This window comes from Kitasatospora sp. NPDC008050 (genome assembly GCF_042957465.1).
GTDB lineage: Bacteria > Actinomycetota > Actinomycetes > Streptomycetales > Streptomycetaceae > Kitasatospora.
Genome location: NZ_JBIBIJ010000008.1, coordinates 261,082 through 286,272 on the forward strand (window position 1 = coordinate 261,082; position 25,191 = coordinate 286,272).

A 25,191-nucleotide genomic window follows, 5' to 3' on the forward strand; every position below is an offset into this window, starting at 1 on the left:
GGTGAACACCACCGCGAACCACCCACGGATCGACGTCCGCCGCGCCGGCGAGCGCTCCGCCACGAAGATCGACTGGCTGGACTCCAAGCACTCCTTCTCCTTCGGCGGACACTACGATCCCGCCAACACCCACCACGGGCTGCTGCTCGTCAACAACGACGACATCGTCAAGCCGGGCAGCGGCTTCGAGACCCACCCGCACCGCGACATGGAGATCGTCACCTGGGTGCTGCGGGGCTCCCTGGTCCACCAGGACTCCACCGGCCACTCCGGCGTGATCTATCCCGGACTCGCCCAGCGGATGAGCGCCGGAACCGGCATCCTGCACTCGGAGAAGAACGACTCCTGGCGCCTGAGCGGCACCGACGCCCACACCGACCCCGTCCACTTCGTCCAGATGTGGGTCGTCCCCGACGAGGGCGGCATCACGCCGGGCTACGAGCAGCTCGAAATCGACCACGAGCTGCTGTCCGGCGCCCTGATCCCGGTCGCCTCGGGGATGGACAGGCACGACGGCGCGTCCGCCATCCGGATCAGGAACCGCTACGCAGCGCTGCACGTGGCCCGCCTGCAGCCCGGCCAGAGCGTCGAGCTGCCCGACGCCCCCTTCGTGCACCTGTTCATCCCCCACGGCAAGGTCGCACTGGAAGGCGTCGGCCCGCTGGGGGCCGGCGACGCCGTGCGCTTCACCGCGGTCGGCGGGCAGCAGGTCACCGCGGTCGAGCCGGCGGAGATCCTGGTGTGGGAGATGCACGCCACCATCGCCGGCTGACAGTCCGCCAGGGGCCCCGGCCCGCGCCCGGGGCCCCACCCCGCTCGATCCGCCCCTGCGGCCCGCCCGCCCTACGGCCTCAGGAGGCGTGGTCCAGCCCGCACAGGGCCGTGTCCACCAGCCTCTCGACGTGATGCGTGCCGGCCGGGTCGTTCGGGATGTCCGTCACCGCGATGTCGGCGGCGCGGCCGTCGTCGGTGGCCCCGCCCCGGGTCTCGTATCCCGGGATGTCCCCGCCGTGGCCCCAGTAGACGCCACCGCACGACAGTGGCCTGCTGATGAGCCCCAGCCCGTAGCCGGCGCCGGTATTGCCGATGGGGACGGTGGTCCGCATCTGAGCGAGCTGGGCCGCCGGGAGGAGCCGGCCGGCGAGGAGGGCGGTGAAGAACTGGTCGAGGTCGGAGTTGGTGGAGATCAGCTCGCCGGCCGCCCAGCCCGCGGAGGGGTCCATCTCCGTGAAGTCGAGCAGCGGTCCGCCGGCCGAATCCCTCCGGTAGCCCTGGGGGTGGGCTTCCCGGATGGTCCGGTCACCGGGGACGGGGAAGTAGGTGTGGCGCAGTCCGATGCGCTTGATGACGCGCTGGTCGATCTCCTCGGCGAGGGGACGCCCGGTGACCTTCTGGACGATGAGGCCGGCCAGCACATAGTTCGTGCTGCTGTAGTTGAACCCCGTCCCCGGAGCGAAGTCGGCCTTGTGCTGGAGGGCGATGTCGAGGAGGTCGCGCGGGTCGAAGTACCGGTGCTGGAGGCCGGCCTCGTCGAGGTAGCCCTCGTAGTCGGGTATCCCGCTGGTGTGCTGCAGGATCTGCCGGACGGTGATGTGGCGTCCGTCGATCCCGTCGCCGCGGACGAGGCCCGGAAGGTAGGTCTCGATGGGCTCGTCGAGGCCGATCTTCCCTTCCCCGACCAGTTGCAGCACGACCACCGCGGTGAACGTCTTGGTGTTGCTGCCGATCCGCACCTGACCGTCGACCGGCACTTTCGCACCGGTAGCCAGGTTGCCCACCCCCGCGGTGTAGGTACGGGTGCGGCCGTCGCGGCCCCGGACGCTCGCCAGCGCGGCGGGCAGGCCGTCGGTGTGCACCAGCGCGTTCAGCCCCTGCTGGACGGCGTCCGGCCTGGCGGCGGCGGAGGCCGCGGGCGGCACCAGGGCCGCGCTCACGGTCATGACGCCGACGGCCACCGCGGCCGCGGCCGTGACCCGTGCGCGCCGACCGTCCTGCTGCCGCTCAGGGCCCGTCCGGTCGTCCCTGGCCGAAAACCTCTGCCACATCTGCTCGCGCATGAGTCAACTCCCTTGGAATCATCGGGAGACCAGGGGAATGCCCGGCAGCGCGCCGCAAGGGGGAAGAGCACATCCGCACCCGTGGAGTCGCGCGGCAGCCGGAGGATTCCCTGGTCACGAGCGGTCAGTATGGTCGGGCGGCCCACCGCTGGCCTCCCCCGACCGAGCGAGGAGCATGTCCCGCGTTCCCGCGATGCGCACCGAGCTCGCGGGCGCCAGGATGGTGCGCCGGAGCGGTCGCCGGTACAGGGCCTCGGGACGGCCGGTCGGCATCAGGCGGAGAAGGCAGGATTCGAACCTGCGTGGGCTTGCGCCCGACCGGGGCCAGGCGCCCCGGTCCCCGATCAACCACTCCGGGCACCTCTCCCCGGGACCGACCCGCTTCGCTTCGCTGCGGTCCGTCCCTGTGCCACCAACTATGAAGCGCCCCACTGACCCGATGCTGATGCGCACCTGACACCACAACCGCCTCGGCGGGCAGGGGCCAGGGGTGCGGGGTCCGGGACTCAGGCCGAGGAGCCGCCGCTGGTCGTCACCCTGGGGATGGCGGGCGCCGCGTAGCCCTGGGTCGCGACCCTGGGGGCCGCGCTCTGCGTCCGCTCGGGTGCGGCGGTGGACTCAGTGACGGCCCGCCGCGCCGAGGCCGGCGAAGGCTCGGGTACCGAGCTGGACTCGGTGGCTCCCCACCGGGCGCCGCTCCGCCCCTGCTCCCGCACCGGATTCGACATGGGCGCCGAGGTCGACCCGGTCCCGGACCAGCGGGCCGGGATCTGCTCCCGCACGGGCGTGGCGGCGGGAACGGACTCGGTGACGGCCCGCCGGGCAGTGGTCTGCTGCCCCACGACGGGCGCCGCGACCCGCTCAACGCCGGACCGCCGGGCGCCGGCCACGACCCCCGGAGCCGGGACGCCCGAGCCGACCCGGTCGATACGGATCACCAGGTTGCGTTCGCTGGTGTCACCCGGCCAGTCGTGGTCCTTGCTGCGGATCAGCTGGCTGCGCCCGTGCTCCGAGTCCGTCCACTTGCCCTGGATGGCGCGGACGTTCGGCCGCCAGACGCCCTCGTACTGGTGCTCGACGGACAGGTCCCAGCCATGGCTCGCGACACTGCCGTCGATGACCTCGCCGGCGCCGACGATTCCCGGGATCACGATCGTGGCACCGCGGCGGATGCTCACCACCGCGCGCTGCGGCCAGGAGGCCGCGACCCCGATCACCGTGATCCGGCAGGACCCTTCGTACCAGGGCATGAAACGAACCTCCGCACTCGCATCGTGGCGCAGGCCTGAGGAGGACCCGCCACCCAGGAGTACGGCCGGCCGGGCCCAATCGGTTCGGTTCACAGAACCGAAGGCAGCCTCTGAGCAGGGGTTCTTGAAATAAGGCCATCCCGCCTGTTGACCTAGGAATGCAAGACGATAGGATCGTCTCACTCGATAAAGCGAAGCCGGACCCACAGGGTCCACGTCCAAGGGAAGTGCAGCACATCATGGCCGAGTCCACCCGGGTCATCGTCGGCGTCAGCGGTTCACGGCGCGACGCGGCGGTCCTGCAGCGCGCGGCAGCGGAGGCGGCCCGGCGCGGCGCCGAGCTGGTGCCGGTGATCGCCTGGACCCCGGTCGGCGGCGAGCCCGCCTATCGTGCGCACCCCTGCCCGCCGCTGGCCGCCGCCTGGCAGCAGGCCGCGCGCACCCGCCTGGACAAGGCGTTCGGCGAGGCGTTCGGCGGCTACCCGGCCGGCCTGCCGATCTCCCCCATGGTGATCCGCGGCGCTGCGGGCCCCGCCCTGCTGGAGACCGCCGACCGGCCCGACGACCTGCTCGTGGTCGGCGCCGGCCGCCGCGGACCGCTGCAGCGGCTGTTCTTCGCCCGGGTCACCCGCTACTGCCTGTCCCGGGCCCGCTGCACCGTCCTCACCGTCCCGGCCGACGCCCGCCCCACCACCCACCGCCCGCGCGGCGGACGTGCCGAGCTGGCCATGGCCGCCTGAGGCGACTCGCCCCGGCCGCTGCCCCGGCTCAGCACGACCCGCCGGGGCAGCGGCCTCTTCAGCTGTGCGGCCGCTTCAGCTGTGCGACCCCTCCGGCTGTGCGGCCTCTTCAGCTGTGCGACCCCTCCGGCTGTGCGGTGCGGCAGGCCATCAGGTAGCCGCGACGGGTCTGCGCCTCCTGCGGGTAGTTCACCCGCTCGACCCTGGCCTCCACCGTGAAGCCGGCATCCATCAGGTGACCCGCGACCGTCTCGATCTCCAGGAAGCGGAAGTCCACGTCGACCTCGTGCCCCCACCACTCGGCCAAGTGCCGTGTCCCGGCACCGAGGTGGAACCCGACCAGGAGCAGCCCGGCGGGCCGCAGCACCCGCCGCACCTCCTCGAACGCCGCCCGCAGCTCGGACGGTTCGAGGTGGATGACCGAGTACAGCGCGACGGCCGCCCCGAACTCGCCGTCCGCGGCGGGCAGGTGCAGCAGGTCACCCACCCGGAACTCCGCCGCGGGGTGTTCCCGCCGGGCGATGTCCACCATGGCCGGCGACAGGTCGATCCCCACCGACCGGGCACCGCGCCCGGCGAGCCAGCCGGCCACGTGCCCGGGCCCGCAGCCCAGATCGGCCACCGGCCCCAGGCCGTCCGCCCGTTCCACGAGCGAGGCGAGCAGCGCCCGGTCCAGCGGCTTGTACGCCAGCTCGTCGCCGATCCGTTCCCAGTACTCCGACGCCACGGTGTCATAGCTGCGACGCACCTTGGCGTGATCATCATCTCTGGTCATCGGCCCAGCATCACACAGCAGGAGAGACGGCCTGACGCGGCACTAGTGCCGCGTCAGGCAACCTTCGCCCCGTCGCGACGCCCGGCACGCACTCTCGCCGCACCGGCCGAAAGCCCAAGTACGTCCAGTACGAGGGCTTCCGGCCGGCACGCCGATAGCACGCACCGAACGCCGCTCCTTGACGGGCAAAAGTTGCCTGACGCGGCGCTAGCTTCCCGCGGCCTTCTGCCGTCCCGCCAAGGTGCGGGAGGCGGCGAGGCGGGGGCGGGCCAGGGGGTCGACGGGAGCACCGGCGCCCTGGTCAGGGGTCTGCTGCCAGCCGCGGATCTTCGCTGCGACCTTGCTCAGGCGGGAGTCGCCCGGCGGGACATCAATCTGGAAGTGGCCTTCCTTGGGCTGCTCCTGGTCGTCCCCGCCCCAGCGGACCACGCCCTCGCAGTCGGCAAGGATGTCGCGCAGAACCAGCAGCTGCGGAGCGAACAGGTTGCCCGCCGAGCCGACCGGGTAGAGGTCGGGGCGAATCGCGAAGGCCGTGCCGGAGCGGTAGTTGGACTCGTACGGCGCCTGGTCGCCGGTGGCGGTGGTGTGGCCGTGCAGGTCGCCCCGGTTCAGGGTGTCGATCTCGTAGTTGAAGCGGCGGGCGACGTGCAGCAGCACGGTCTCCACCTCGCCGCCGCGCAGCGCGACCACCGCGTCGCTGCCCTCTATTCGGCTCTCGGCGACACCGGACCCGGTGCCCAGCACCGGCCAGCCGTTCGCCGTGGTGGCGGCAGCACCCGCGTCAGGTGCGGTGCTCGGCGCGGCATGCGCTCGGCCCGCCGGGCCGGCTACGACGGCCGCCAGGCCGGCCGCCGCACCACCGATCACGGTCAGCAGACTCCGGCGGGATATCAGCGTGTTCTCGCTCATCGAGCAAGTCCCCCTCTTCTGGCTCAGCTTCTTCGATCTTCAGCGGGCGGTTTCGGCAGTGGCTGTGTCGGCGGCGGAGGCGGCGGAGCCAGCGGAGCCAGCGGGAGCCGTCGCACCGGCCCGGCGGTGCGCCAGCTGCGCAAGTACCAGGAGCACGACCATGGCGACCAGGCAGCCGACGATCACGGGGTTGACATAGCCGGGCACCAACTCGGTCGCGCTCCCGTCGCGCCACCGGCACTGATGGCTCAGCGGCACCCAGCCCTGGAACTCCGGGCGGGTGGCCGGCTCCCCTGGTCCGCAGTAGGACATCCGGCCGCGCAGGTCCAGGAAGTGGCCCGACCACAGCCCGTGCAGGTAGGTGGCGACGGCGGCCGGCGGCGCGAGCACCGCGCCGATCAGGTAGTACCGCGCCGACCGTGCCTGACGCCTGGCCACCTCAGCCCGCCGACGTCGCACGCAGCATCCGGGCCTTGGAGTTCTCGTCGCCCACGCGCTGCAGCAGCATGTCGGCGAAGCCCTGGCAGAACTCGTCGAGCTTGCCGTCGGGCAGCATGGACGGCGTCAGGGTGGGAATGCCTCCGGTGCTCTCGATCAGGTAGGTCCGGCCCGCGTCGATCACCGCGTCGTCGTTGCTGGTGAGCGCCTCCCGGGCGATGGCCTTGGCGCCGCCCGCCGAGCCGAAGCGTCCTTCGAAGAACCGCTTGAAGCGCGAAAGGTAACCGCCGCCAAGGTAGTTGAAGCGCATCTCCTCGACGATGGTGCCGTTCTGCAGCATGCGCATGGCGATGTTGTAGGAGTCGGCGTCCTCGATCAGGTCGCGCAGCTTGAAGGTGCCGTTGCCGTCGAGCTTGGCGAGCTTCTCCCGGCAGTAGGTCAGGCCGGAGGAGTAGCTGTCGCTGTCGCGGCGCCACTCGCCGTAGAAGGTCATCCAGTCGCCGGCCCAGCCGGCCACATCGCCGCGCTTGACGGCGGTTCCGCCCGCCGCCCCGCGCAGGTACTCGCCGTTGATGGAGGCCGCCAGATGGGAGACCTTGAGGTCGATCCCGTAGAACGGGTCGCGCAGCTGGCGGATCATCTGTACGCCGGACTTGTTGACGTAGTCGACGAAGTCCCAGTCCAGGTCGCCGATCAGCAGCTGCCACTGGGAGTTCTGGTACTCCTCGTGGCGCATGAACTCCAGCACCAGCGTGTTCGGGTTGCGCTTGCCGCCGCCCGCCGCGTACGCGGTCGCCAGCGCGTAGAGCTTCTCGACGTACTCGATGAAGGCGTCGACGGGCGCGACCGGATTGTTGACCGAACCGACGGCCGGGTCGCTGCCGGTCTTGTAGACGTCGTTGTCGATCTCGATCGCGCCGCTGCCCGAGCCCACGGTCAGCGTCCGGATCTGGTTGAAGGACCAGTTCTCCGGCAGTGCGAAGCCCATGTTTCCGGAGAATCCGGTGGACATACCGGAGACGAACGACCAACGCGCGTAGGTGGACTTGGTCACCTGCGTGCAGACATTGCGCGATCCGTAGACGCCGTGGATGTAGCGCTTGCCCTGGGAGGCCAGGCCCGCCACCACCCCCTGGAAGTACGGGATGATGTTGTTGTCGATGTCGGTCTGGGTGGCGTCGTAGTCGACCCCGAAGTAGATCACGGTGCCGATGTCGAAGCCGTAGCCGAAGGCCGCGGCGTGGGCGCTGAGCGCGTCGTCGAAGCCCTGGGGGTAGCTGAAGTACTTGACCTCGCCGCCGTAGTACTGCGAAATCGGGAAGACCCGCAGCCCGTTGCGGAAGATGGTGTCCAACTCACCGGGCTGGATCCGCTTGTTGAGCTTGCCACCGGGCTTCTCGTCCAGGTAGCGCCCGACGAAGCGGTAACCGGCCGCCTTCAGAGTCTGCGCGCGGGCGTCGGTGATGGTGGTGATGCAGTCGCAGCCGGCCCCGGGGCGGGTCGGATCGCCGGTGGAGACCAGCAGCTGGCACCAGGTCGCGAAGTCTGCGCTCCCGGTCTGCGGCAACTCCGAGAACTTCTGGAAGCTCTTCACCGCGCTGGTCAGTTCGGCACCGAAGCTGCCGGTGAACCCGCCGTAGAAACCGCCCTGGGACAGCCGGACCCGGTTGAAGACCATGGCGGCGCTGAAGATGTTGACGAAGATGCCGCTTGCACCCTCCGACAGCGTGTGCGCCTTGAGCCCGGCCTGGGTGCCGGGCCCGAAGGCACCGGTCGCCTGGTCGTCGGTCATTCCCAGCTCGTACTGGATCGCGAGGTAGAGGGCTTTCTGCACATCGCGCGAGAAGATGCCGTCGCAGGGTATGACGAAGAAGTTCTTCCGGCTGACGACGTAACGACCGTTCAGCCACTGCTGGATGGAACGGACCGAGTCCGTCCCGCCGGCCACCACCGTATAGGCATCCATGGTCAGCAGTGCCTTCATCACCTTGGACGACACCGTGCCCCGGAGCTGATCTCCAAGGCCGGCGTTACTCATCAACGAGGTGACGGCGAACTGCGTCGGCAGCCCGAAGTTGCCGTTGATTCCGCCGGGTTCGTAGCCCTTGCAGTAGCAGGCGCACTGGATGATCCTGACCAGGTTCTTGTTGGACTCGTCCAGCTTGATGCCGCCACGCTCGTCCAGCTTCCCCACTGTGGTGGGACCGAAGCTGCTCGACAGCGAGGCGATGCCCAACTCGTACTGGAGCGCCCGGGTGAGCGCGAACATGGTCGACCAACCGGTCCTGCCGTCCTCGGGCGTCGCCACGTACCCGGCCACGCTCGCATACGTGGCATTGACCCACTTCTGGGCCTCAAGGACCTTGGCATCCGCCATCAGTACGCCTCCCCGTGTTGCTGTTCCGGCCGGCTTTCCGGCAGCGGCACAGCGCCTGTGGGCGGCACCCCGCCCCGAACCGCTCGAACAGTACCTCAGAGGTCAGCGACAGTAAAAACTTTGATAAAGCATTGGCAAATGCCCACTCTGCCTTCCTTGCCCAACTCGCAGGCCGCACAGTCCGCGTGTACAGAAAGCGTCAAGATCACCGGCAGCGGAAACCCGGTGAGCCGGACGGCCGTCACCATCATGGAGATCACTGATCCGACATCAGGCACTCCGGCGGCACCTGCCCGACCGGCCATCACGTGGGGGAACGTTCATGGCACAGCTGCTCGTCGAAGAGAACTTCCAGCACCTGGACGGCCAGGACGTGGAGCTGCTGATCGAGGCCCTCGCCGAGCTCGGCCTCAGCGCCGAGCCCACCCAGCCTCGCACCGGGACCCGAGGCGAGGACTGGGCGCTCATCCTGCACTGGCTCAGGGACGACACCGAGCCGATCACCGGGGATGCCGTGGCGGCGGCGCTCGTCACGAGCGTCACCCAGGTGCTGTGCCAGGTGCACGCGGCCGGACCCGGCGGCACCAGCGTGCGGGGCCGCACGCTGCCGGTCCGCATCGACATCCGCGGGCACTCGGGTGAACTGATCAAGTCACTCGCGATGCCGGGTGCGCAGACGAAGCCGGCGGCGGCGCGGTGGTGGCGCGGACAGCACACGGCGGCCACCGACGGCGCGCCGCGTCCGGGCCATGTCTCCCCGATCATGAGCGGATCCCCGTGAGCGCCGAACTCGGAGCGCTGGTTGCCGTGGGCGCGGACGCCGCCGGCGGCCTTGAGCAGCCGCGCCAGGTGTGCTTCACGCCGTCATCGTTGCCGGTGACTCAGCCGGCCGTCCCCGATACCGGTGCCGGCAGCACCGGGAGGTCCTCCCTCACAGCAGGGTGAGGATGTCCTGGTGCGCTCCGTCGAGGACGAAGCCGTTGTCCCAGCGCACCCGGACCGTCATCCGGCTGCCGCGCTCCCGGTGGGCGCTCCACTGCGGCTCCAACGCGGCGATCTCCGCCACCAGCCGCGTCCGGCTCGCCTCCGGCATGGTGTGCCCATAGGCGTCGAGGAGGGCCTTGAGCCGCTGGTACTCGCGGACCTCCTCGCGCTCCGGGAGCTCCCCGTCCACCCGCTCGACGGTGCCCTCGATCCCGGCGCCCAGCGCGAGGAACCCTACGACGGCCCCGGGCTCCCCGGTGACGGCCTCACCGATCCCGAGGTCCTGCGCCAACCGGACGCGCCGGCCCACCTCCAAGGTCATCAGTCCGCTGCCTCTCCGTCGACGATCGCCGTCGCAGACACAGCCGGCCTGCGACACCGGCCATTATCCGCCGGGTGCGTCGGGTGCCGGGACGCGGGTCGGGGCGTGCGGAACTGCTCGCGCAGCCGATCGGCCTCGGCCAGGTACCCGAGAACGGGATCCGCTCGGGCCTCAGCGGTGTTCCGGGTTCTCGAAGTCGAAGCGGCAGCCGGCGTCCCACTCGGAGCGCTGGTTGCCGCGGGCCGGGATGCCGCCGGCGTCCTTGAGCAGCCGCGCCAGGTGGAGCAGGTTCCAGGTCATGAAGGTGGTGTTGCGGTTGGTGAAGTCGTTCTCCGGCCCGCCGGACCCCTGGTCGAGATAGGACGGCCCGGGGCCGGCCTCGCCGATCCAGCCCGCGTCCGCCTGCGGCGGGATCGTGTAGCCGAGGTGCTGGAGGCTGTAGAGGACGTTCATCGCGCAGTGCTTCACGCCGTCCTCGTTGCCGGTGATCAGGCAGCCGCCGACCCGCCCGTAATACGCGTACTGGCCGGCCTCGTTGAGCAGCGAGGAGCAGGAGTAGAGGCGCTCGACAACCCGCTTCATGACGGAGGAGTTGTCGCCCAGCCAGATCGGGCCCGCGAGGATCAGGATGTCGGCGGCCATCACCTGGCTGTAGAGCACCGGCCACTCGTCGCTCTCCCAGCCGTGCTCGGTCATGTCGGGCCAGACGCCGGTGGCGATGTCGTGGTCGACGGCCCGCACGACGTCGACCGCGACGCCCTGACGCTCCAGGATGCCGCGGCTGACGTCGATCAGGCCCTGCGTGTGGCTGCGCTCGGGCGAGCGCTTGAGCGTGCAGTTGACGACCAGGGCGCGCAGGTCGGCGTAGGAGGTCTCGGTGTCCGGCATTCGGGTGCTTCCGTCCTCGGGGCGGGCATGGGTCCGCGTCCACTCCATCAGCTGGGGCAGGGCGGCGCAGGCCGGGCTGGGCCGGACGTGCGGTCCGCGAGAGCGCGGCTCGACGGGGCTGCCCGGGTGCGACCACAAGGCCGGCTTCGGCATCCGCCTCCAGGAATTCCGACATTCCGTCACATACCGTACCGACGAGCGACGGTGGCCCGAGTCGTGGGCGAGACGTCGAAACCCCGATCCCCCAAGAGGCGGATACCGTGCACAGAATCACCCGACTCGGCCTGGCCACCGCCACCGCGCTCGCCGCGGCGGGCTCCCTCGCCCCGTCCGCCACCGCGGCGACGCCCGCGGACAGCGGACACCACGGCGGACACCACGCGGTGTTCGTCCAGACCGACAACCTCGCCGGCAACCGGATCATCGCCTACCGCCGCGCGGACGACGGCACGCTGACCCAGGACGGCGGCTACGACACCGGCGGGCTCGGCGGAGCGCTCAACGGTTCGGTCGTCGACCACCTGGCCTCGCAGGGGTCGCTGACCTACGACGAAGGGCACGGCCTGCTCTACGCCGTCAACGCCGGCAGCGACACCGTGACCGTCTTCGCCGTCGACGGCGACCACTTGGAGCGGCGCCAGGTCATCGACTCCGGCGGCAGTTTCCCGGTGAGCATCGCCGTCCACGACGGGGTGGTCTACGTGCTCAACGCCCTGAACGGCGGCTCGGTCCAGGGCTACACCGTGCGCGACGGGCGGCTGGAGGAGCGGTCCGGCTGGCACCGCTCCCTCGGACTGGACCCGACCGCCACCCCGCAGTTCACCAACACGCCCGGACAGGTCGGCTTCGTCGCCGACGGCTCGCAGCTGGTCGTCACCACCAAGGCCAACGGCAACAACCTCGACGTGTTCCGGCTCGACCACTCGGGCGCCCCCTCCGACACCCCGGTGGTCACCAACCTGCCCGGTGCCGTCCCGTTCGGCTTCGTCCCGTACGGCCACCACGGCATCCACCTCACCGAGGCCGGCCCCAACGCCCTGGCCGCCTTCACCATCCACCCCGACGGCACCGCCACCCAGGACACCCTGGCGGCCACCGGCCAGTCGGCGACCTGCTGGGTGGTCGCCGTGCACGACCTGCTCTACACCTCGAACGCGGGCAGCTCCACGCTCAGCGGCTTCCGCGCCGGCGACCACGGCCGGCAACTGACCGCCCTGGGCACCACGCCCACCAACCCCGGCACCGTGGACGCCGCGGTCTCCGGCAACGGGCGCTTCCTGTACGTGCAGACCGGGGGCGAGGGCGTCCTCGACGAGTTCCGGGTCGACGACGACGGCTCGCTCGCCCCGCTCGACTCACTGCTCGTGCCCGACGCCGTCGGCGGCGAAGGCATCGTCGCGTTCTGATCGGCCGGCAGCCAGGGGTCCCAGAGCCGGCGGCCGGGGCGGACGCCGGGGGCCGGGGCCGGGCGCCGGGGGTCAGGACCGCTCCGCGTCGGCCTCCGCCGCCCGGCGGCCGTCGAGGAGGCCGGCCAGCCGCCCGGCGGCGTCGGCGGGGACCGCGGGGTGGATGAGTTCCGTCCGGTGGACCAGGCGGGGCTCGGCGACCGGGACGGCCGCGATGCCGGGCAGCGAGGCGGCCAGCGACAGGGGCAGGACGGCAAGGCCGTGACCGGCGGCGGCCAGGGCGGCCAGGCCGTGCAGATCGGTCCCGCGGTGGCGGATCCGGGGGCGGAAGCCGTCGGCGCGGCAGACCGCGCGCAGCTGGTCGAGCGGGATCGCGGTGTCCGGGGCGTCGATCCACTGGGCCTGGGTCAGATCGGTCAGGCGCACCGAGCCGCGGCCGGCCAGGGGGTGGCTCCCCGGGAAGAGCACCGCCAGGGCCTCCTCGGCCACGCCGACCGTGGTGGTGGGGCCGAGGTTGGGCAGCGGGAGCGGGTCGCTGGGGGCGGCGGCGCCGTCCACCAGGCCCGCGTCGGCACCCCCGGTGAGTACGCTCTCGATCACCGCCGCCCGGCCGAGTACCCGTACCTCCAGGTCCAACGGGTGTGTGGTGGTGTGCAGTTGGGCAAGGGCGCGGGCGACGGCGGGGCCGAGCGCGGCGGGTGTGTGGGCGAGGGTCAGCCGGGTGGGGTGGATGTCGTGCAGGCGTGCGATGTCGGCGCGGGCGGCGTCCAGGAGCAGCAGCAGGGCGGGGGCGTGCTCCAGCAGTCGCGCCCCGGCCGCGGTGGGGGCCACGGGCCGGCGTTCGATCAGGCGGGTGCCCAGGTCGGTCTCCAGCGCGGCGATGTGCTGGGAGACGGCGGACTGGGTGTAGCCGAGCTCCGCGGCGGCGGTGGAGAAGGAGCGGTGGTCGAGGACCGCGACGAAGGTGCGCAGCAAGTGCGGATTCACGTGCATCAGTATCACTGATGCGGAGTGCAGAAACCATCGTTGGACCTGATGCCCGCCGGCCGACAGGATGGCTGCCATGAACCACACCCCACGTATCGCCCTTGTCGCGGACCGCTCCGACGCCGTCCGCTCCCACACCCGCGTTCCCGGTCTGCTCGAAGCACTGCGCGTCCGTGAGGGGTTGGACCTGGACGCCTACTGGATCCCCACCGAGGACGCCGACCAGGGTCTCGACGGCTTCGACGCGATCTGGGTGCTGCCCGGCAGTCCGTACCGCAGCGAGGACGGGGCGCTGGCCGCGATCCGCACGGCACGCGAGAACGGCATCCCGTTCCTGGGCACCTGCGGCGGCTTCCAGCACGCGCTGCTGGAGTTCGCCCGCAACGTCTGCGGCCTCGACCGCGCCGGCCACGCCGAGAACGCCCCGGCGACCGCCGACGAGGACGCCGTGATCGTCCCGCTGGCCTGCTCGCTGGTCGGCCACGAGGGCACCGTCCGGGTCGCCCCCGGCTCCCGGGTCGCCCGGCTGCTCGGCGCGGACCGCATGCAGGGGCGCTACCACTGCAACTACGGGGTCAACCCGCACCACCTGGACGTGCTGCGCGAGCACGGTCTGACCTTCCCGGGCAGCGACGAGTCCGGCGAGGTGCGCATCGCCGAACTGCCCGGCCACCCCTTCTTCCTGGCCACCCTCTTCCAGCCCGAACTGGACGGGGACGGCACCCGGGTCCACCCGCTGATCACCGCGCTGGCCACGGCCGCCACCGACCACGCCGACACCCGATGAGCGCGCGCCCCGTGCTGGACCGGGTCAGCGCCGCCGTCCGCGCCTGGCTGCGCGCGTGCACGGTGCCCGAAGCCCACGCCAGGAGCCCGCTGGCCACCTTCCCGGAGGCCGCGCTCGGCGCCGCACGCGCCGGTGCCGCACGCGCCGGTGCCGCACGCGCCGGTGCCGCGGGCGTCGGCGGCACGGGCGTCGGCACCCCGGGGTCCGCCACGTACCGGCCGTGACGCAGGGCCAGGCATGACGCAAGGGGGCAGCCGGGCGCGGGGCCGATGTCCGGAAAACCCACCGGGCCGTCCGCATCGCCCCTCGGCCCGGCCCCTGCCCCGCGCCTACCGTCGAGCCATGACCGAGCCCCTGAGCCCCGAAGACCTGGCCGCCTACCACGAGAACGGCTTTCTCCTGGTCAAGAACCTGATCAGCAGGCAGGAAGCGGAGGCGATGCGCGAGGAGTGCCATGCTCTGGCCGCCCGCCTCGACTCCGACACCGACCCGACCTGGGCCAGCGCCCGCACCGTCGCCGGCGCGTCCGTCGGCCGCACCACCCTCAAGCACGCCCACGACACCCAGTTCCACTCGGCCGCGTTCGCCCGGCTGCTGGTCGACCCCCGGTTCACCGACATCGCGGCGGCGCTGCTCGGCGGGCCCAACGTGCAGCTGCACCACACCAAGATGTTCATCAAGCCGCCGGAGACCGGCTCGCCGTTCCCGCTGCACCAGGACCACCCCTTCTTCCCGCACGCCAGGCACTCCGTCGCCGCGGCGGTCTTCCACTTCGACGACGCGCCGGTGGAGAAGGGCTGCATCCGGGCCGTCCCCGGCAGCCACCGGGGTGGACCGCTGCCCCACGTCGAGGAGGGCAGCTGGCACCTGCCGCCCGACACCTGGCCGCTCCAGGACGCCCGGCCCTGCCCGGCCGAAGCGGGCGACGTCCTCTTCTTCAGCTACCTCACCGTCCACGGTTCGGGGTTGAACACCTCCGACGAGGCCCGCACCACCTGGCTGGTACAGTTCCGCGATCCGGCGGACCGGCCCACCCTGGACGAGCACACCTGGTCCCTGGGCCAGGGCATGATCCTGCGCGGCATCGACCCCACCGCGCGCCGGAGCGAGCACACGGCGGAGGGGACGGACGAGGCGCGGTGAGCGAACTGGCCCGGGCGGGTGCCGCGATCCCCCTGCTGGGCGGCGTGCGGCTGGGCGTCACCCTGGCCGGACGGCGGGTCGAGTTCGTCGACTGGGGGTTCTACCCGCCCGAGCCGTGGCGCAACTTCTGGCACAGCCACTCCTACTTCGAGCTCTGCTACGCCTACGCCGGACGCGGCACCTTCCGGACCGGGGCGCAGCAGCACCCGGTGGCGGCCGGCGACCTGTTCGTGGCCCGCCCCGGTGACGTCCACGAGATCACCACTGACGCCCGCGACCCGCTCGGCATCGTCTTCTGGTCCTGGACGATGGTCCCCGAACGGACGGTCCCCGAACGGACGGTCCCCGAACGGACGGTCCCCGAACGCGGCCTGCCCGGCGCCGGCCCGCACTCCCCCGACACCCTCGCCCTGCTGGAGGCCTTCGCGACCGGCCCGCGCCAGGTCGTCCCGGCCGGCGGGACCCCGCTCCCCCGGCTGCTGCTGACCCTCGCCGAGGAGGCCGCGACCCCGGGCCCGGGCAGCGCCGAACTGCTGACCGCGCTCGGCTCGGCCCTGGTCCTGGGCTGCGCCCGCGCCCTCACCGACCGGCCCGCCGCCGTCCCCCGCCCGGCCCCCGCGCCCGGCGGGCGGGCGGCGGCCGCCGTGGCCAGGATGACCCGCTACCTCGACGACAACTTCGACCGCCCGGTGCGGGTGCGCGATGTCGCCGCCCAGGTCCATCTGAGCGAACGTCACGCGGCCCGGCTGTTCCACCAGGCGACGGGGCACACGATCCTCGCCCACCTGACCCGCTACCGGCTCGGCGTCGCCGCTCAGCGGCTGGCCGATCCCACGCTGCGCTCGCTCTCCGTCGCGGCCATCGCCCGCTCCTGCGGCTATCCGGACGCCCGGCACTTCAGCGCCGCCTTCCGACGGCACTGGGGCGCGCTCCCGACCCAGGTGCGGGCGCGGGGCGGCACCAGTCAGCTCGTCGCCCCGCCGGCAACCGCGCATCCCATGAGCCTCTGATCAGCCGGAGTTGGCCAGCAGCGTCCACGGTTCGGGGCGGGCCAGCGCCAGGCGGGGTTTGCGGGCGGCCCAGTAGCGCACGGAGGCCGCCATGACCTCGGCCGGGTCCCGGACCGGCCGGGTGGGCTCGAAGGGCCGGGTCATGCTGGTGTAGCTCTGGAACATGGCCAGGAGCTTGACGGCCTGGCTCTGGAAGGGCGAGAGGTACTGGTCGGCGAGCGGGAGGAAGAAGCGGTCCCAGGTGTCGCCGGAGACCAGCGGCGGGCGCTCGATGGGGGCCACCCCCTGGGCGGTGCGGCACTCGTTGAGGGTGGCGCAGATGACGTCGAGCATCGTGTCGAGGGTCAGGCTCGCGGGACCACCGGCGACCACCTCGGTGCGGGGGTGCCGCGGGGGCGGGCCCAGGACGGCGGCCGCGATCGCCTCGGCGACCTCGTCCACGGGGCTGATCTCGGCGTAGCCCGCCGGATCGCCGACCACCACGGCGGCCAGCCCGGAGACCAGCGCCTGGAACAGCGTGTAGGGGCCGGAGAAGCGGGCGATCTCACCGCTGCCGCGCCGGCCGACCACCAGCGGCGGGCGGATGAGGGTCAGCGGGCCGGGGTGCTCCTCGCGGGCGATCTGCTCGCACCGCGCCTTGGACCACTCGTAGCCGTTGCGGTACCCCTCGAACTCGGCGCCGCGCAGGTCCTCGGGGTTGCGCACGCCGCCGACGTAGGCTGTCGAGACGTGGACGACGTGGGTGTCAGGGTCCGCGAGGGCGAGGACGGCCCGCAGCGGGTCGATGTTGGCGGCGATCGCCTCGGGCCGGGCGAGGGTCCAGCGGGTGCTCGCCGCCGCGTGCACGATCACGTCCCAGTGGCCGCCGAGGACGGCGGGCGGCGGCTCCTCGCCGATCCGCCAGCGCACCAGCGTGTCCTCCGCCAGGCGCCGGGCCACCCGGACGAGGGTGTGCTCGTGTTCATGGGCGGCGGCGCGCAACCGCTGCACGAGTTCGGTGCCGATCACTCCGGTGGCGCCGGTGAGGAGGACTCGCATGGCTTGGCCCGTTCGTCGTCGGAGTGGGGGGATCGGGATCGCGGGGACCGAGGTCGGGGCGCCTCAGGGCGCCGGGGCCAGGACCAGGCAGGCGTTCTGACCGCCGAAGCCGAAGGAGTTGGAGAGCACCGGGGCCCGCGCGACGCTGCGCGGTGTCCCGCCGACCAGGTCCACCAGGTCGGCCTCCGGGCTGGCGGTGAGGTTGGCGACCGGTGGCACCACGCCGCGTGCGGCGCAGCGCAGGGCGAGCGCGGCCTCCAAGGCGCCCGAGCCGCCGATCAGATGGCCGGTGACGCCCTTGACGGCGGTGACCGGCGGCGACTGGCCGGCGAAGCTGCGGTGGATCGCCCGGGCCTCGGCGCGGTCGTTGAGCACCGTCGAGGTCCCGTGCGCGTTGATGTGGCCGATGTCCGCCGGGGAGAGCCCGGCGTCGGCGATGGCCAGGCGCATGCAGCGGGCGGCCACCTCGCCGTCCTCGTGCGGGGCGACGATGTGGAAGGCGTCGCAGTTGTCGGCGTAGCCGGCGATCTCGCCGTGGATCACGGCGCCGCGCGCCCGGGCCGCCTCCCAGCGTTCCAGAACCAGGACGGCCGCGCCCTCCGCCATCACGAACCCGTCGCGGTCCGCGTCGAAGGGACGGCTGGCCAGCGCGGGGTCGCTGTTCCTGGTGGACATCGCCCGCATCCGGGCGAAGGCGCCCATCACGACGGTGCTGACCGCCGAGTCGACCCCGCCGGCCACCGACACGTCGAGTTCGCCGTACCGGATCTTGCGCGCCGCCTCGCCCAGCGCGGTGGTGCCGCTGGCGCAGGCGCTGGCGTAGGTGGTGCAGGCGCCCTGGAACCCGTAGCGCAGGGCCAGCCGGCAGGCGGGCGAGTTGGCCATGGTGCGTGGCACGGTGTGCACCGGCATGTCCCTGGGCCGGTCCGCGTGGCTGATGGTGACGGCCTCCATGCTCGGCAGGCCGCCGATGCCGGTGCCGATCTGCACGCCCACCCGGTCGAGCGGCTGGTCGGCGGGCAGCCCGGCCTCGGTGACGGCGTCCGCCGCAGCGCAGAGCAGCAGTTGGGTGGTGCGGTCGATCTGCCGCGACTCGCGGCGGGTCAGGTAGGCGTCCAGGTCGAACGGCGGTACCAGGCAGGCGAAGTGCACCGGCAGGTCGTGCTCGACCAGCCGGTCCACCCGGGTCGCGGTGGACCGGGCGGCCAGTACCGAGGCGAACGCGGTGTCCAGGTCGTTGCCCGCCGGGGACTTCACGCCGATTCCGGTGACGGCGACCCGGTGGCCGCCCGAGGGGTGCCGGTCGCTCACTGCGGCACCGCCAGCCGGCTCTGCAGCAGATCGATGGCGTGGCCCACGTTCTGAGCCGCCGTCAGATCCTGGAGCTCGATCCGCACCTTCAGGGTCCGTTCCAACCGCGCCCCGATCTCCATGAGTTCCAGGCTGTCGATCCCGTAGTCGTCCAGCAGGCTGGTTCTCTCGTGCACCTCGTCGGGCTCGGTGCCGAGCACGTCCGAGATGACCGTTCTGACCGTCAGGGCCAGTTCCTCGCGAGTGGGCAATGTGGTCGTTCCTTCCGCCGCGTCGTGCGGCAGTCACGCCCGGTGGCGTCAACCGGCGCTGGTCACCGGCACGGTGCGCTCGGCCACCGCGATCGCGGCGTCGAGAATGCCGGCCGCCTGCGCGATGTCGGCCGGGGTACTGACCAGTGGGGGCAGCAGGCGCACGGTGGTGGGGCTGCTCAGGCAGGGCGACACCAGCAGCCCCGCGCCGGCCAGCTCGACCACCACCGAGCCCGCGGCCTGCGGCGAAGTGAAGTCGATCCCGCGCAGCAGCCCGCGGCCGCGCACCTCGCGCACCACGCCGGGATACCGCTCACGCAGCTGCTCCAGCGCCTCGTCCAGCAGCGCGGACAACAGCCGTCCGTGCTCGGCCAGTTCCTCGATCGCGGGCAGCACCACGGGCAGCACCGCGCAGGCCAGCGGGTGGCCGCCGAAGGTGGCGGAGTGCAGAAAGGGGTCGGCGGCCAGCGGGGCGTACATCCGCTCCGAGCAGAGCAGCGCCGACAGCGGCAGCACGCCGCCGCCCAGCGGCTTGCCGAAGAGCACCGCGTCCACCGGCAGACCGTCGGCGAGGGCGACCGAGCGTTCCCCGCAGCGGCGCAGGCCGCACTGGATCTCGTCGGCGATCACGAAACTGCCGTGCCGGGCGGCATCCTCGCACCACTGGCGCAGCACGCCGGCCGGCAGTGGGACGGCGCCGTTCTCGCCCTGCACCGGTTCGAGGACGACCGCGGCGACCTCGCCGCCGGCCACCTCGTGCAGCACCGCCGCCGGGTCGTCGGGGTCGACGTGCACCACGTCCGCCAGGCAGCCGAGCAGGCCCGCCCGGTAGAGCGGATGGTGGGTCAGCGCGAGCGCGCCGAGCGACTTGCCGTGGAACCCGCCGCGGACCGCCAGTACCCGTCCGCGTCCGGTGGCCAGCCGGGCGAGCTTGACGGCGACCTCCACCACGTCGGCGCCGTTGAGGCCGAAGTAGACCTTCGGCAGCGCGTCGCCCAGGTAGGCCGAGAGGCAGGCGGCGGCCTCGGCCATGACCGGGTTGGTCAGACTCCGGGTGGAGGTCGGCATGGTGTCGAGCTGTCGGCGCACGGCCGCGACCGCCGCCGGGTGGCGGTGCCCGAGCAGGGTGACCGCGTAGGAGCCGAAGTCGAGCACGGTGCGGCCGTCGGAGAGCGTCACCCGGCAGCCCTCGGCGTGCTCCTCCACCGCGCCGCGCCCGGCGAAGTTGCCGGTCAGCGCGAGCTTCGGGGACAGGTGGCGGCGCAGCCGGTCGAAGGCCTCGGCGGCGCGGGCCTGTCCGGTCCGCGGGTCGCCGCTCACCGCACCGCCTCCGAGCCGGACAGCGGCCGGGCAAGGGCCTCCGGCCCGAACGCCTGCCGGCCGGAGGCCTGTTGGCCTGACGCCTGTTGCCCGGAGGCCTGCTGGCCGGACGTCTGTTGCCCGGGCGCCTCCTGGCCGGGCGCCTCCTGGCCGGGCGGCTGACCGCCGAGCAGCCGCCGTTCCAGGGCCGCGAGCATCTGCGCCGCGTTCTCGCGCAGCGCGTCCGCCGCCACCGGGTTGAGCATCTGCGCCAACAGCGGGATGCCGATGTCGAAGTCCACGTGCAGCGAGACGGTGCTGCCGCCCGGCGGCGCGGGCCGCACCGCCCAGTGCCCGGCGAACTCCCCCAGGTCACCGCTGAGTTGCTCGAAGTCGAAGCGACGTGCCCGGTGATCGATCAGCTCGGCCTCGGTCCAGCGCAGCACCGATCCCTTGAGCCGCACCGACCAGGCGGTGGTCCGATGGCTCTCGTCGGGCTGGTCGACGATCTCGACCGAGTCGACGCTCTCCATGCAGTCCGGGTAGCCCAGCACGTCCACCACCGCCGCCCAGGCGTCCTCGGGCGGCACAGCGATGCGCAGATCCACTTCAACGCGTGGCATGACGCGGCCTTTCTTCACGGTGTCCGATGGCGCGGTCGGCGGCCGGGTCGGCGGCCGAGGCAGGGGCGTTGGCGGGGCCAGGGGCGTTGGCGGGGGCGTGCGGGCCCAGTGCCTCGGCGAGCGCGGCGGCCAGCGCCCGGGGCAGCAGTCGTCGCAGCACCGCGCGCGGCAGCGGGCGGACATGGGTCATCGCGTACCACTGCTCGACCAGCTCGCAACCCAGTTCGAGCTTCGGCTGGTACGCGGTCTGGGCGAAGCGGATGTGCCGGCAGCCGGCGGCCATCGCCAGGCGGATCGCCGCGTAGTGCACGTTGTGGTAGAGCCGCGCCTCGTGGGCGAGGCGGTAGTCCAGGCCGATCCGGGCGCCGGTGGCCCCCGAGCCGGCGAAGAGGCAGAGCAGGAAGGCGACCGGCCGCTCCCCCTCGAAGCAGACCACCAGGCGCCGGCGCAGTTCGGCCTCGCCCTGCACGGCGGCCCAGAACGCGTCGTCGAGCACGTCGAGCGTCTGGTCGGCCCGGTCCATCACCTGCCGGTAGAGGGAGAGCAGTTGCGGCAGCAGGTGGCCGAACTCGTCGAGCACCTCGATCCGCAGCTCGGTCCTGGCCTCGAACTTGCGGATCTTGCTACGGGCGTTGCGCCGCGGCTTGGCCGGCAGCGCGGCCAGGTAGTCCTCGAACGAGGCGCCGGCCAGGCGCAGTTCGGTGTCGGGAAGGCTCGGCACGAGGAAGAAGTCGGCGGCCCGTAGCGCCGCGCGCAGCGGGTCCAGGTCCGCCGGGGCGAAGTCCTTGAACACCACCGTGCCCAGCCGCTCGCGCCGCGCGAAGTCGAGCACCGCCGCCACCAGCACCCGGGCGGCGTCCTCGTCGAGCGTTGCCGGGGCCAGCACGTGCCCCTGGCCCAGCAGGTTGCCGCAGAACAGCATCGGCACCCGCAGCAGCCGGGGCAGCAGTCTGCGCACCGGCGCGAGCAGGCGTCGCTCGCGTGGACCGACGACCCGGTCCAACCGCAGGTCCCGGAACAGGCAGAGCGGCAGGACGGCTGCCAGCGCACCATCCTGACGTAGCGTCAGATAGGCGTAGCCACTGGGCCCGACGCTGCTGCGCTCCAGGGCGGTGAACACGCCCCGGGCCCACATCGGGTCGTCGGCGGGTGCCAGCCGTTCCCAGACGTCGCGCGGCAACTCCTCGATACTGCGCAGCAGTTCGACGCGGTAGCCCGATTCTTCGGCGGCGGCCTCGGTCAGGTTCACCCGGCTCAGCCGATCCGCAGGGGAAGACCGTCCAGGAAGTCCCGCAGCGGGCGGGCCATCCGGCTGCGGGCCGGCGGGTGGAAGGTCAGACCGACGGCGGCCGAGGCCAGGTACGCGCCGTCCGGGGAACCGATGAACGCCATGCCGCCCAGCGCCGCCAGGCAGACCCTGGTGGTACTCGCGATCGCGTCCTGCGCGGCGTACCGGGCGGTCAGCGCCTGGACCAGCAGGGCTTCGCTCCACTCCTCGTCGGCCATCGCCCGCGCCACCGCCTCGACCGCGAGCATCGCCGCCTCGATCGTGACCAGATAGGGGGTCGGATCGTCCTGCGCACCGCCCGGGCGCAGCAGCGTGCGCTCCACCAGCGCGCTGGCCACCCCCAGGTAGCCGGCCGTCAGCAGCACTTCGAACCAGAGGAAGCCCGCCACGTTCAGCGCATCCGGCACGGCGTCGGCGGTGACCTCGGTGGGCACCACCATCTGCGGATCCAACACGACGTCGGTGAGCACGACTTCGTCGCTCTCGGCGCCCGCCAGGATCGGCGTGCCCCAGAACGGGCGCACCGTGATCCCCGGGGTGGTGGCCGGGATCAGGGCGACGCCGAGACGGTCCACGCCGTCCTCGCCGCGCAGCACCACGGAGCAGGTCAGCAGGTCCATCGACCGCGAGAGGCTGCACGGCATCTTGCTGCCGTTGAGCACGATCGCCTCGCCGCGCCGCTCGGCGGTGATGTGCGGGCTCAGGATGTTCTGGCCCGCCCGGCCCTCGGCGAAGCCCGAGGCCACCAGCATCCGGTCCTTCGCGATGGCCTCCAGCAGCAGCCCTTCCAGGCCGTTGCCGTACCGGGCGGCCTCGACCAGCCCCGCGATCGAGAAGTGGTGCATCGTGGTGGCCACCGCGAGCGAGGGGCAGCGGGCGCCCACCGCCCGCTGCACCCGGACGGCCTGCAGCGCACTCGCCCCCGAGCCGGCGTTCTGCGCCGGCACCAGCAGTCCGGGCCCGCCGGCCTCGCGGAACGCCTGGATCGCCGGACTCGGCGACTGCTCCAGTTCCGCCAGTGAGTAGCGCGCGAGGTCCTGGTCCAGCCCGGGCATGAGTGTGTCGAGTACGGCACGTTCGCGATGCAGGAAGTTCACGGGCACGTCCTTCGAGGGGTGGGCGGTGCGGGCGGCGACTCGGGCTCCTGGGCCGGGCGGGCTCCCGGGCAGGCTCTAACCGGTGGCGGCCAGGGGCAGCACGTCGAACGAGCGCAGGCAGGCGGACTCGCGCCGCACCGGCGCGTCGGCCAGGGCGAGCGCCGGGAACCTGGCGAAGAGCCGTTCGAGCAGCACTGCCCCCTCCAACCGGGCCAGTCCCGCGCCGAGGCAGTGGTGCGCGCCCGCGCCGAAGCTGAGCACCCGGACGTCCGGGCGCCGCACCAGGAACGCGTCCGGGTCCCGATAGCGCGCGGGGTCGCGATTGGCCGCGCCGAGCACCGTGGTCACGCTGCCGCCGGGCGGGACCGACACCCCGCCCACCTCCATCGGGCAGGCGGCCAGCCGTTCGGTCATCAGCACCGGCCCGTCCCAGCGCAGCGACTCCTCGACCGCGCCGGGCAGCAGCCCCGGATCGGCCCGCAGCAGGGCCAGTTGGTCGGGGTGGGTCAGCAGGGCGAACACCGACGTGCCGAGCAGGCCCACCGTGGTCTCGAAGCCGGCCACGAAGACCAGCAGCAGCAGGTCGGCCAGCTCCTGCCCGCTGAGGGCCGGCTCGGCGAGGTCCGGGTGGGCCTGCAGGCCGGAGGCCAGGTCCTCGCCCGGTCGCGCCCGCCGCTCGGCCAGCAGGGCGGCGAAGTACGCGCGCAGCTCCACGACCGCCTGATCGGCCCGCTCCCAGTCCGCCGCGGTGCGCACCGGCTCCAGCAGCCGTGCGGCCTCGCGCCCCAGCCGGTGGAACCGCTCCTGGTCCGCCCGGGGCACGCCGATCAGCTCGCCCACCGCGGTGACCGCCAGCGGATACCCCACCAGCGCCTGGAAGTCCGCGGCAGCGCCGTGCGCGGTGGCGTCGGCGAACCGGTCGAGCAGGGCGTCGACGTGCTCGGCCACGCTCGCCGCCAGGGTGGCGACCCGCCTGGCGCTGAACGCCCGCTGCACCGGCCGGCGCAGCCGCTCATGGCCCACCCCGTTGGTACCGAGGAGCGAGGAGTAGAAGAAGTCGGCGGCCGGGCGCGCTGCCCAGGCGGGCCGCTCCCGGAACAGCCAGGCCCGGTCGGGAACCACGAAACCGGGATCGGCCAGCACGGCCTGGCAGTCCGCGAAGCGGGTCAGGAAGCGGGTGTCCAGGCTTTCCTGCTCGCAGTGGTAAACGGGAGCGAATTTCCGCAGCGCCGCCAGCGACGCATAGGGACTTTCCCCGTTTTCCGGGGACAGCGCCGAGGCCAGTGCGACCCCGGCATTCGACAGATCGTCCGCCAGATCACTCACGGAGCTGTTCACTGTTCCCACCTGCCTTCACCTGCGGCTGCTCAGGAAGAATGCGCGGACATTGATCGTTCGCCAACGTCCGGACGGAGCCTACACCTGACCCCGCGGCGCACACCAGGAAAACAGGTGCTCGAATAGCGAATCCGACGATATACCCGGAGGGTATTTCCACATCATTCCCATGATCTCATTCGCCTATTGCCGTCCCGGCCCGAATGGGATGCTCGGCCTCCGGAAATACCGTCAGGGGATACGGTGCGGGTGCTGCAACCCGCTCGGAGCGGCGCGGCCCGCTCACGTCCTCCAGCGCGGTGGCGCGGACGTGGCGCGGCGAGGACGTGGTTCGGAGCGCCGCCGGGATGCCGTAGAGTAGAGGAACCGACGCGGGGTGGAGCAGCTCGGTAGCTCGCTGGGCTCATAACCCAGAGGTCGCAGGTTCAAATCCTGTCCCCGCTACGAACGTGAAGGCCCGGCAATCGCCGGGCCTTCACTGCGTTACCGCTGGATCTACCGGGCTACCGGGCGTCGGGCTCGAAGGTCCGGAGCAGCCGTCCGTCCCGGTCGTACAGGGTGACCTTGGCGGGCAGCTGCTTGCCGGCGGTCCGGAAGTGCTCCCGGATCCTGTCCACCACCGCGGGCAGGGTCGCGTCGAGACCGGCCGGCACCGGTGTGGCCGGCTGCCAGTGCATCGTCAGTTCCCAGTGGCGGCCTCTGCCGCTGCTGCGCGGTGCGGTGGGCTCGGCCTCCAGGGCCAGCTCGTCGAGCAGGTCGAGGATGAGGTTCATGTCGCTGCCGTCGATGTGCGCGAAGTTCTCTTCCACCAGGATCTCAGCCATGCCCGCTCAGTACCCTGATACCCGCGGGGACCAACCCTGAAGAGACCAG

26 protein-coding genes and 2 tRNA genes are annotated in these 25,191 nt (G+C 72.3%); 9 read left to right on the top strand and 19 right to left on the bottom strand.

Annotation, left to right across the window (positions count from 1 at the left end):
* Position 1: 1 nt before the first annotated feature.
* Positions 2–772 carry a pirin family protein gene (locus ACFZB9_RS18415; RefSeq protein ID WP_391448316.1) on the top strand — a complete coding sequence of 257 codons (771 nt, stop codon included), beginning with the start codon at positions 2–4 and terminating at the stop codon, positions 770–772.
* Positions 773–851: 79 nt separating this feature from the next.
* Here ACFZB9_RS18415 and ACFZB9_RS18420 read toward each other — a convergent pair whose 3' ends face one another.
* The 3 genes from ACFZB9_RS18420 to ACFZB9_RS18430 form a co-directional block, all read right to left on the bottom strand.
* Positions 852–2,057 carry a serine hydrolase domain-containing protein gene (locus ACFZB9_RS18420; protein ID WP_391448318.1) on the bottom strand — a complete coding sequence of 402 codons (1,206 nt, stop codon included), beginning with the start codon at positions 2,055–2,057 and terminating at the stop codon, positions 852–854.
* 277 nt (positions 2,058–2,334) lie between these two features.
* Positions 2,335–2,424: transfer RNA gene (locus ACFZB9_RS18425), tRNA-Arg, on the bottom strand.
* A gap of 139 nt (positions 2,425–2,563) precedes the next feature.
* Positions 2,564–3,307: a hypothetical protein gene (locus tag ACFZB9_RS18430; RefSeq protein ID WP_391448320.1), complete on the bottom strand. Its 744-nt coding sequence runs from the start codon at positions 3,305–3,307 to the stop codon at positions 2,564–2,566.
* Between the two features lie 239 nt (positions 3,308–3,546).
* Between ACFZB9_RS18430 and ACFZB9_RS18435 the strand changes: the two genes are divergently transcribed.
* Complete coding sequence (locus tag ACFZB9_RS18435; RefSeq protein WP_391448322.1) at positions 3,547–4,047, top strand: universal stress protein; 501 nt, start codon at positions 3,547–3,549, stop codon at positions 4,045–4,047.
* 109 nt (positions 4,048–4,156) lie between these two features.
* On the opposite strand, the gene ACFZB9_RS18440 is transcribed toward ACFZB9_RS18435, so the two are convergent.
* From ACFZB9_RS18440 to ACFZB9_RS18455, 4 genes are all read right to left on the bottom strand, one after another.
* The gene (locus tag ACFZB9_RS18440; protein WP_391448324.1) at positions 4,157–4,822 is read right to left on the bottom strand and encodes a class I SAM-dependent methyltransferase; all 666 of its coding nucleotides are present in this window, start codon (positions 4,820–4,822) and stop codon (positions 4,157–4,159) included.
* Between the two features lie 207 nt (positions 4,823–5,029).
* Complete coding sequence (locus ACFZB9_RS18445; protein ID WP_391448326.1) at positions 5,030–5,731, bottom strand: hypothetical protein; 702 nt, start codon at positions 5,729–5,731, stop codon at positions 5,030–5,032.
* A 39-nt stretch (positions 5,732–5,770) separates the two neighbouring features.
* On the bottom strand, positions 5,771–6,169 hold the full coding sequence (locus ACFZB9_RS18450) for a hypothetical protein (protein ID WP_391448328.1): 399 nt from the start codon (positions 6,167–6,169) through the stop codon (positions 5,771–5,773).
* A 1-nt stretch (position 6,170) separates the two neighbouring features.
* Complete coding sequence (locus ACFZB9_RS18455) at positions 6,171–8,546, bottom strand: glycoside hydrolase domain-containing protein (RefSeq protein ID WP_391448329.1); 2,376 nt, start codon at positions 8,544–8,546, stop codon at positions 6,171–6,173.
* Positions 8,547–8,868: 322 nt separating this feature from the next.
* Between ACFZB9_RS18455 and ACFZB9_RS18460 the strand changes: the two genes are divergently transcribed.
* Entirely contained in the window at positions 8,869–9,327 is a 459-nt protein-coding gene (locus ACFZB9_RS18460; protein WP_391448331.1) for a hypothetical protein, read from the top strand.
* A gap of 150 nt (positions 9,328–9,477) precedes the next feature.
* Here ACFZB9_RS18460 and ACFZB9_RS18465 read toward each other — a convergent pair whose 3' ends face one another.
* The gene (locus ACFZB9_RS18465; RefSeq protein ID WP_391448332.1) at positions 9,478–9,852 is read right to left on the bottom strand and encodes a hypothetical protein; all 375 of its coding nucleotides are present in this window, start codon (positions 9,850–9,852) and stop codon (positions 9,478–9,480) included.
* A gap of 171 nt (positions 9,853–10,023) precedes the next feature.
* Positions 10,024–10,740, bottom strand: a complete 717-nt coding sequence (locus ACFZB9_RS18470) for a flavodoxin family protein (RefSeq protein ID WP_391448333.1) — start codon at positions 10,738–10,740, stop codon at positions 10,024–10,026.
* Positions 10,741–11,000: 260 nt separating this feature from the next.
* Here ACFZB9_RS18470 and ACFZB9_RS18475 point away from each other — a divergent pair, with 260 nt between their 5' ends.
* Positions 11,001–12,146: a lactonase family protein gene (locus ACFZB9_RS18475; RefSeq protein WP_391448334.1), complete on the top strand. Its 1,146-nt coding sequence runs from the start codon at positions 11,001–11,003 to the stop codon at positions 12,144–12,146.
* 72 nt (positions 12,147–12,218) lie between these two features.
* Here ACFZB9_RS18475 and ACFZB9_RS18480 read toward each other — a convergent pair whose 3' ends face one another.
* On the bottom strand, positions 12,219–13,133 hold the full coding sequence (locus tag ACFZB9_RS18480) for a LysR family transcriptional regulator (protein ID WP_391448335.1): 915 nt from the start codon (positions 13,131–13,133) through the stop codon (positions 12,219–12,221).
* A gap of 76 nt (positions 13,134–13,209) precedes the next feature.
* Between ACFZB9_RS18480 and ACFZB9_RS18485 the strand changes: the two genes are divergently transcribed.
* The 4 genes from ACFZB9_RS18485 (at position 13,210) to ACFZB9_RS18500 (ending at position 16,073) form a co-directional block, all read left to right on the top strand.
* Positions 13,210–13,920 carry a hypothetical protein gene (locus ACFZB9_RS18485; RefSeq protein WP_391448337.1) on the top strand — a complete coding sequence of 237 codons (711 nt, stop codon included), beginning with the start codon at positions 13,210–13,212 and terminating at the stop codon, positions 13,918–13,920.
* Entirely contained in the window at positions 13,917–14,144 is a 228-nt protein-coding gene (locus tag ACFZB9_RS18490) for a hypothetical protein (RefSeq protein WP_391448338.1), read from the top strand. The genes ACFZB9_RS18485 and ACFZB9_RS18490 overlap by 4 nt, the downstream gene beginning before the upstream one ends.
* Before the next feature lie 118 nt (positions 14,145–14,262).
* On the top strand, positions 14,263–15,063 hold the full coding sequence (locus ACFZB9_RS18495; RefSeq protein ID WP_391448340.1) for a phytanoyl-CoA dioxygenase family protein: 801 nt from the start codon (positions 14,263–14,265) through the stop codon (positions 15,061–15,063).
* On the top strand, positions 15,060–16,073 hold the full coding sequence (locus ACFZB9_RS18500) for an AraC family transcriptional regulator (protein WP_391448342.1): 1,014 nt from the start codon (positions 15,060–15,062) through the stop codon (positions 16,071–16,073). Before ACFZB9_RS18495 ends, ACFZB9_RS18500 begins: the two co-directional genes overlap by 4 nt.
* Here ACFZB9_RS18500 and ACFZB9_RS18505 read toward each other — a convergent pair whose 3' ends face one another.
* From ACFZB9_RS18505 to ACFZB9_RS18540, 8 genes are all read right to left on the bottom strand, one after another.
* Positions 16,074–17,111, bottom strand: coding sequence for an SDR family oxidoreductase (locus ACFZB9_RS18505; protein ID WP_391448344.1), 1,038 nt, complete (start codon positions 17,109–17,111; stop codon positions 16,074–16,076).
* Positions 17,112–17,174: 63 nt separating this feature from the next.
* The gene (locus ACFZB9_RS18510) at positions 17,175–18,422 is read right to left on the bottom strand and encodes a beta-ketoacyl-[acyl-carrier-protein] synthase family protein (protein WP_391448346.1); all 1,248 of its coding nucleotides are present in this window, start codon (positions 18,420–18,422) and stop codon (positions 17,175–17,177) included.
* The gene (locus ACFZB9_RS18515) at positions 18,419–18,673 is read right to left on the bottom strand and encodes an acyl carrier protein (RefSeq protein WP_391448348.1); all 255 of its coding nucleotides are present in this window, start codon (positions 18,671–18,673) and stop codon (positions 18,419–18,421) included. The genes ACFZB9_RS18510 and ACFZB9_RS18515 overlap by 4 nt, the downstream gene beginning before the upstream one ends.
* 48 nt (positions 18,674–18,721) lie before the next feature.
* Entirely contained in the window at positions 18,722–19,993 is a 1,272-nt protein-coding gene (locus tag ACFZB9_RS18520; RefSeq protein ID WP_391448349.1) for an aspartate aminotransferase family protein, read from the bottom strand.
* Entirely contained in the window at positions 19,990–20,595 is a 606-nt protein-coding gene (locus ACFZB9_RS18525) for a type II toxin-antitoxin system RatA family toxin (protein ID WP_391448351.1), read from the bottom strand. Before ACFZB9_RS18525 ends, ACFZB9_RS18520 begins: the two co-directional genes overlap by 4 nt.
* On the bottom strand, positions 20,582–21,844 hold the full coding sequence (locus ACFZB9_RS18530; protein ID WP_391448352.1) for a GNAT family N-acetyltransferase: 1,263 nt from the start codon (positions 21,842–21,844) through the stop codon (positions 20,582–20,584). The genes ACFZB9_RS18525 and ACFZB9_RS18530 overlap by 14 nt, the downstream gene beginning before the upstream one ends.
* 5 nt (positions 21,845–21,849) lie before the next feature.
* The gene (locus ACFZB9_RS18535) at positions 21,850–22,980 is read right to left on the bottom strand and encodes an acyl-CoA dehydrogenase (protein WP_391448354.1); all 1,131 of its coding nucleotides are present in this window, start codon (positions 22,978–22,980) and stop codon (positions 21,850–21,852) included.
* A gap of 75 nt (positions 22,981–23,055) precedes the next feature.
* On the bottom strand, positions 23,056–24,318 hold the full coding sequence (locus ACFZB9_RS18540) for a cytochrome P450 (RefSeq protein ID WP_391448356.1): 1,263 nt from the start codon (positions 24,316–24,318) through the stop codon (positions 23,056–23,058).
* Positions 24,319–24,688: 370 nt separating this feature from the next.
* Here ACFZB9_RS18540 and ACFZB9_RS18545 point away from each other — a divergent pair.
* Positions 24,689–24,762: transfer RNA gene (locus tag ACFZB9_RS18545), tRNA-Met, on the top strand.
* 59 nt (positions 24,763–24,821) lie between these two features.
* Here the strand turns inward: ACFZB9_RS18545 and ACFZB9_RS18550 are convergent.
* Entirely contained in the window at positions 24,822–25,142 is a 321-nt protein-coding gene (locus ACFZB9_RS18550) for a hypothetical protein (RefSeq protein WP_391448357.1), read from the bottom strand.
* Between the last annotated feature and the right edge of the window lie 49 nt (positions 25,143–25,191).

Coding starts and splice junctions, on each gene's coding strand:
- ACFZB9_RS18420 (WP_391448318.1), bottom strand. CDS start 2,057: ATGCGCGAGCAGATGTGGCAGAGGTTTTCGGCCAGGGACGACCGGACG.
- ACFZB9_RS18430 (WP_391448320.1), bottom strand. CDS start 3,307: ATGCCCTGGTACGAAGGGTCCTGCCGGATCACGGTGATCGGGGTCGCG.
- ACFZB9_RS18435 (WP_391448322.1), top strand. CDS start 3,547: ATGGCCGAGTCCACCCGGGTCATCGTCGGCGTCAGCGGTTCACGGCGC.
- ACFZB9_RS18440 (WP_391448324.1), bottom strand. CDS start 4,822: ATGACCAGAGATGATGATCACGCCAAGGTGCGTCGCAGCTATGACACC.
- ACFZB9_RS18445 (WP_391448326.1), bottom strand. CDS start 5,731: ATGAGCGAGAACACGCTGATATCCCGCCGGAGTCTGCTGACCGTGATC.
- ACFZB9_RS18455 (WP_391448329.1), bottom strand. CDS start 8,546: ATGGCGGATGCCAAGGTCCTTGAGGCCCAGAAGTGGGTCAATGCCACG.
- ACFZB9_RS18460 (WP_391448331.1), top strand. CDS start 8,869: ATGGCACAGCTGCTCGTCGAAGAGAACTTCCAGCACCTGGACGGCCAG.
- ACFZB9_RS18465 (WP_391448332.1), bottom strand. CDS start 9,852: ATGACCTTGGAGGTGGGCCGGCGCGTCCGGTTGGCGCAGGACCTCGGG.
- ACFZB9_RS18470 (WP_391448333.1), bottom strand. CDS start 10,740: ATGCCGGACACCGAGACCTCCTACGCCGACCTGCGCGCCCTGGTCGTC.
- ACFZB9_RS18485 (WP_391448337.1), top strand. CDS start 13,210: ATGAACCACACCCCACGTATCGCCCTTGTCGCGGACCGCTCCGACGCC.
- ACFZB9_RS18490 (WP_391448338.1), top strand. CDS start 13,917: ATGAGCGCGCGCCCCGTGCTGGACCGGGTCAGCGCCGCCGTCCGCGCC.
- ACFZB9_RS18495 (WP_391448340.1), top strand. CDS start 14,263: ATGACCGAGCCCCTGAGCCCCGAAGACCTGGCCGCCTACCACGAGAAC.
- ACFZB9_RS18505 (WP_391448344.1), bottom strand. CDS start 17,111: ATGCGAGTCCTCCTCACCGGCGCCACCGGAGTGATCGGCACCGAACTC.
- ACFZB9_RS18525 (WP_391448351.1), bottom strand. CDS start 20,595: ATGCCACGCGTTGAAGTGGATCTGCGCATCGCTGTGCCGCCCGAGGAC.
- ACFZB9_RS18550 (WP_391448357.1), bottom strand. CDS start 25,142: ATGGCTGAGATCCTGGTGGAAGAGAACTTCGCGCACATCGACGGCAGC.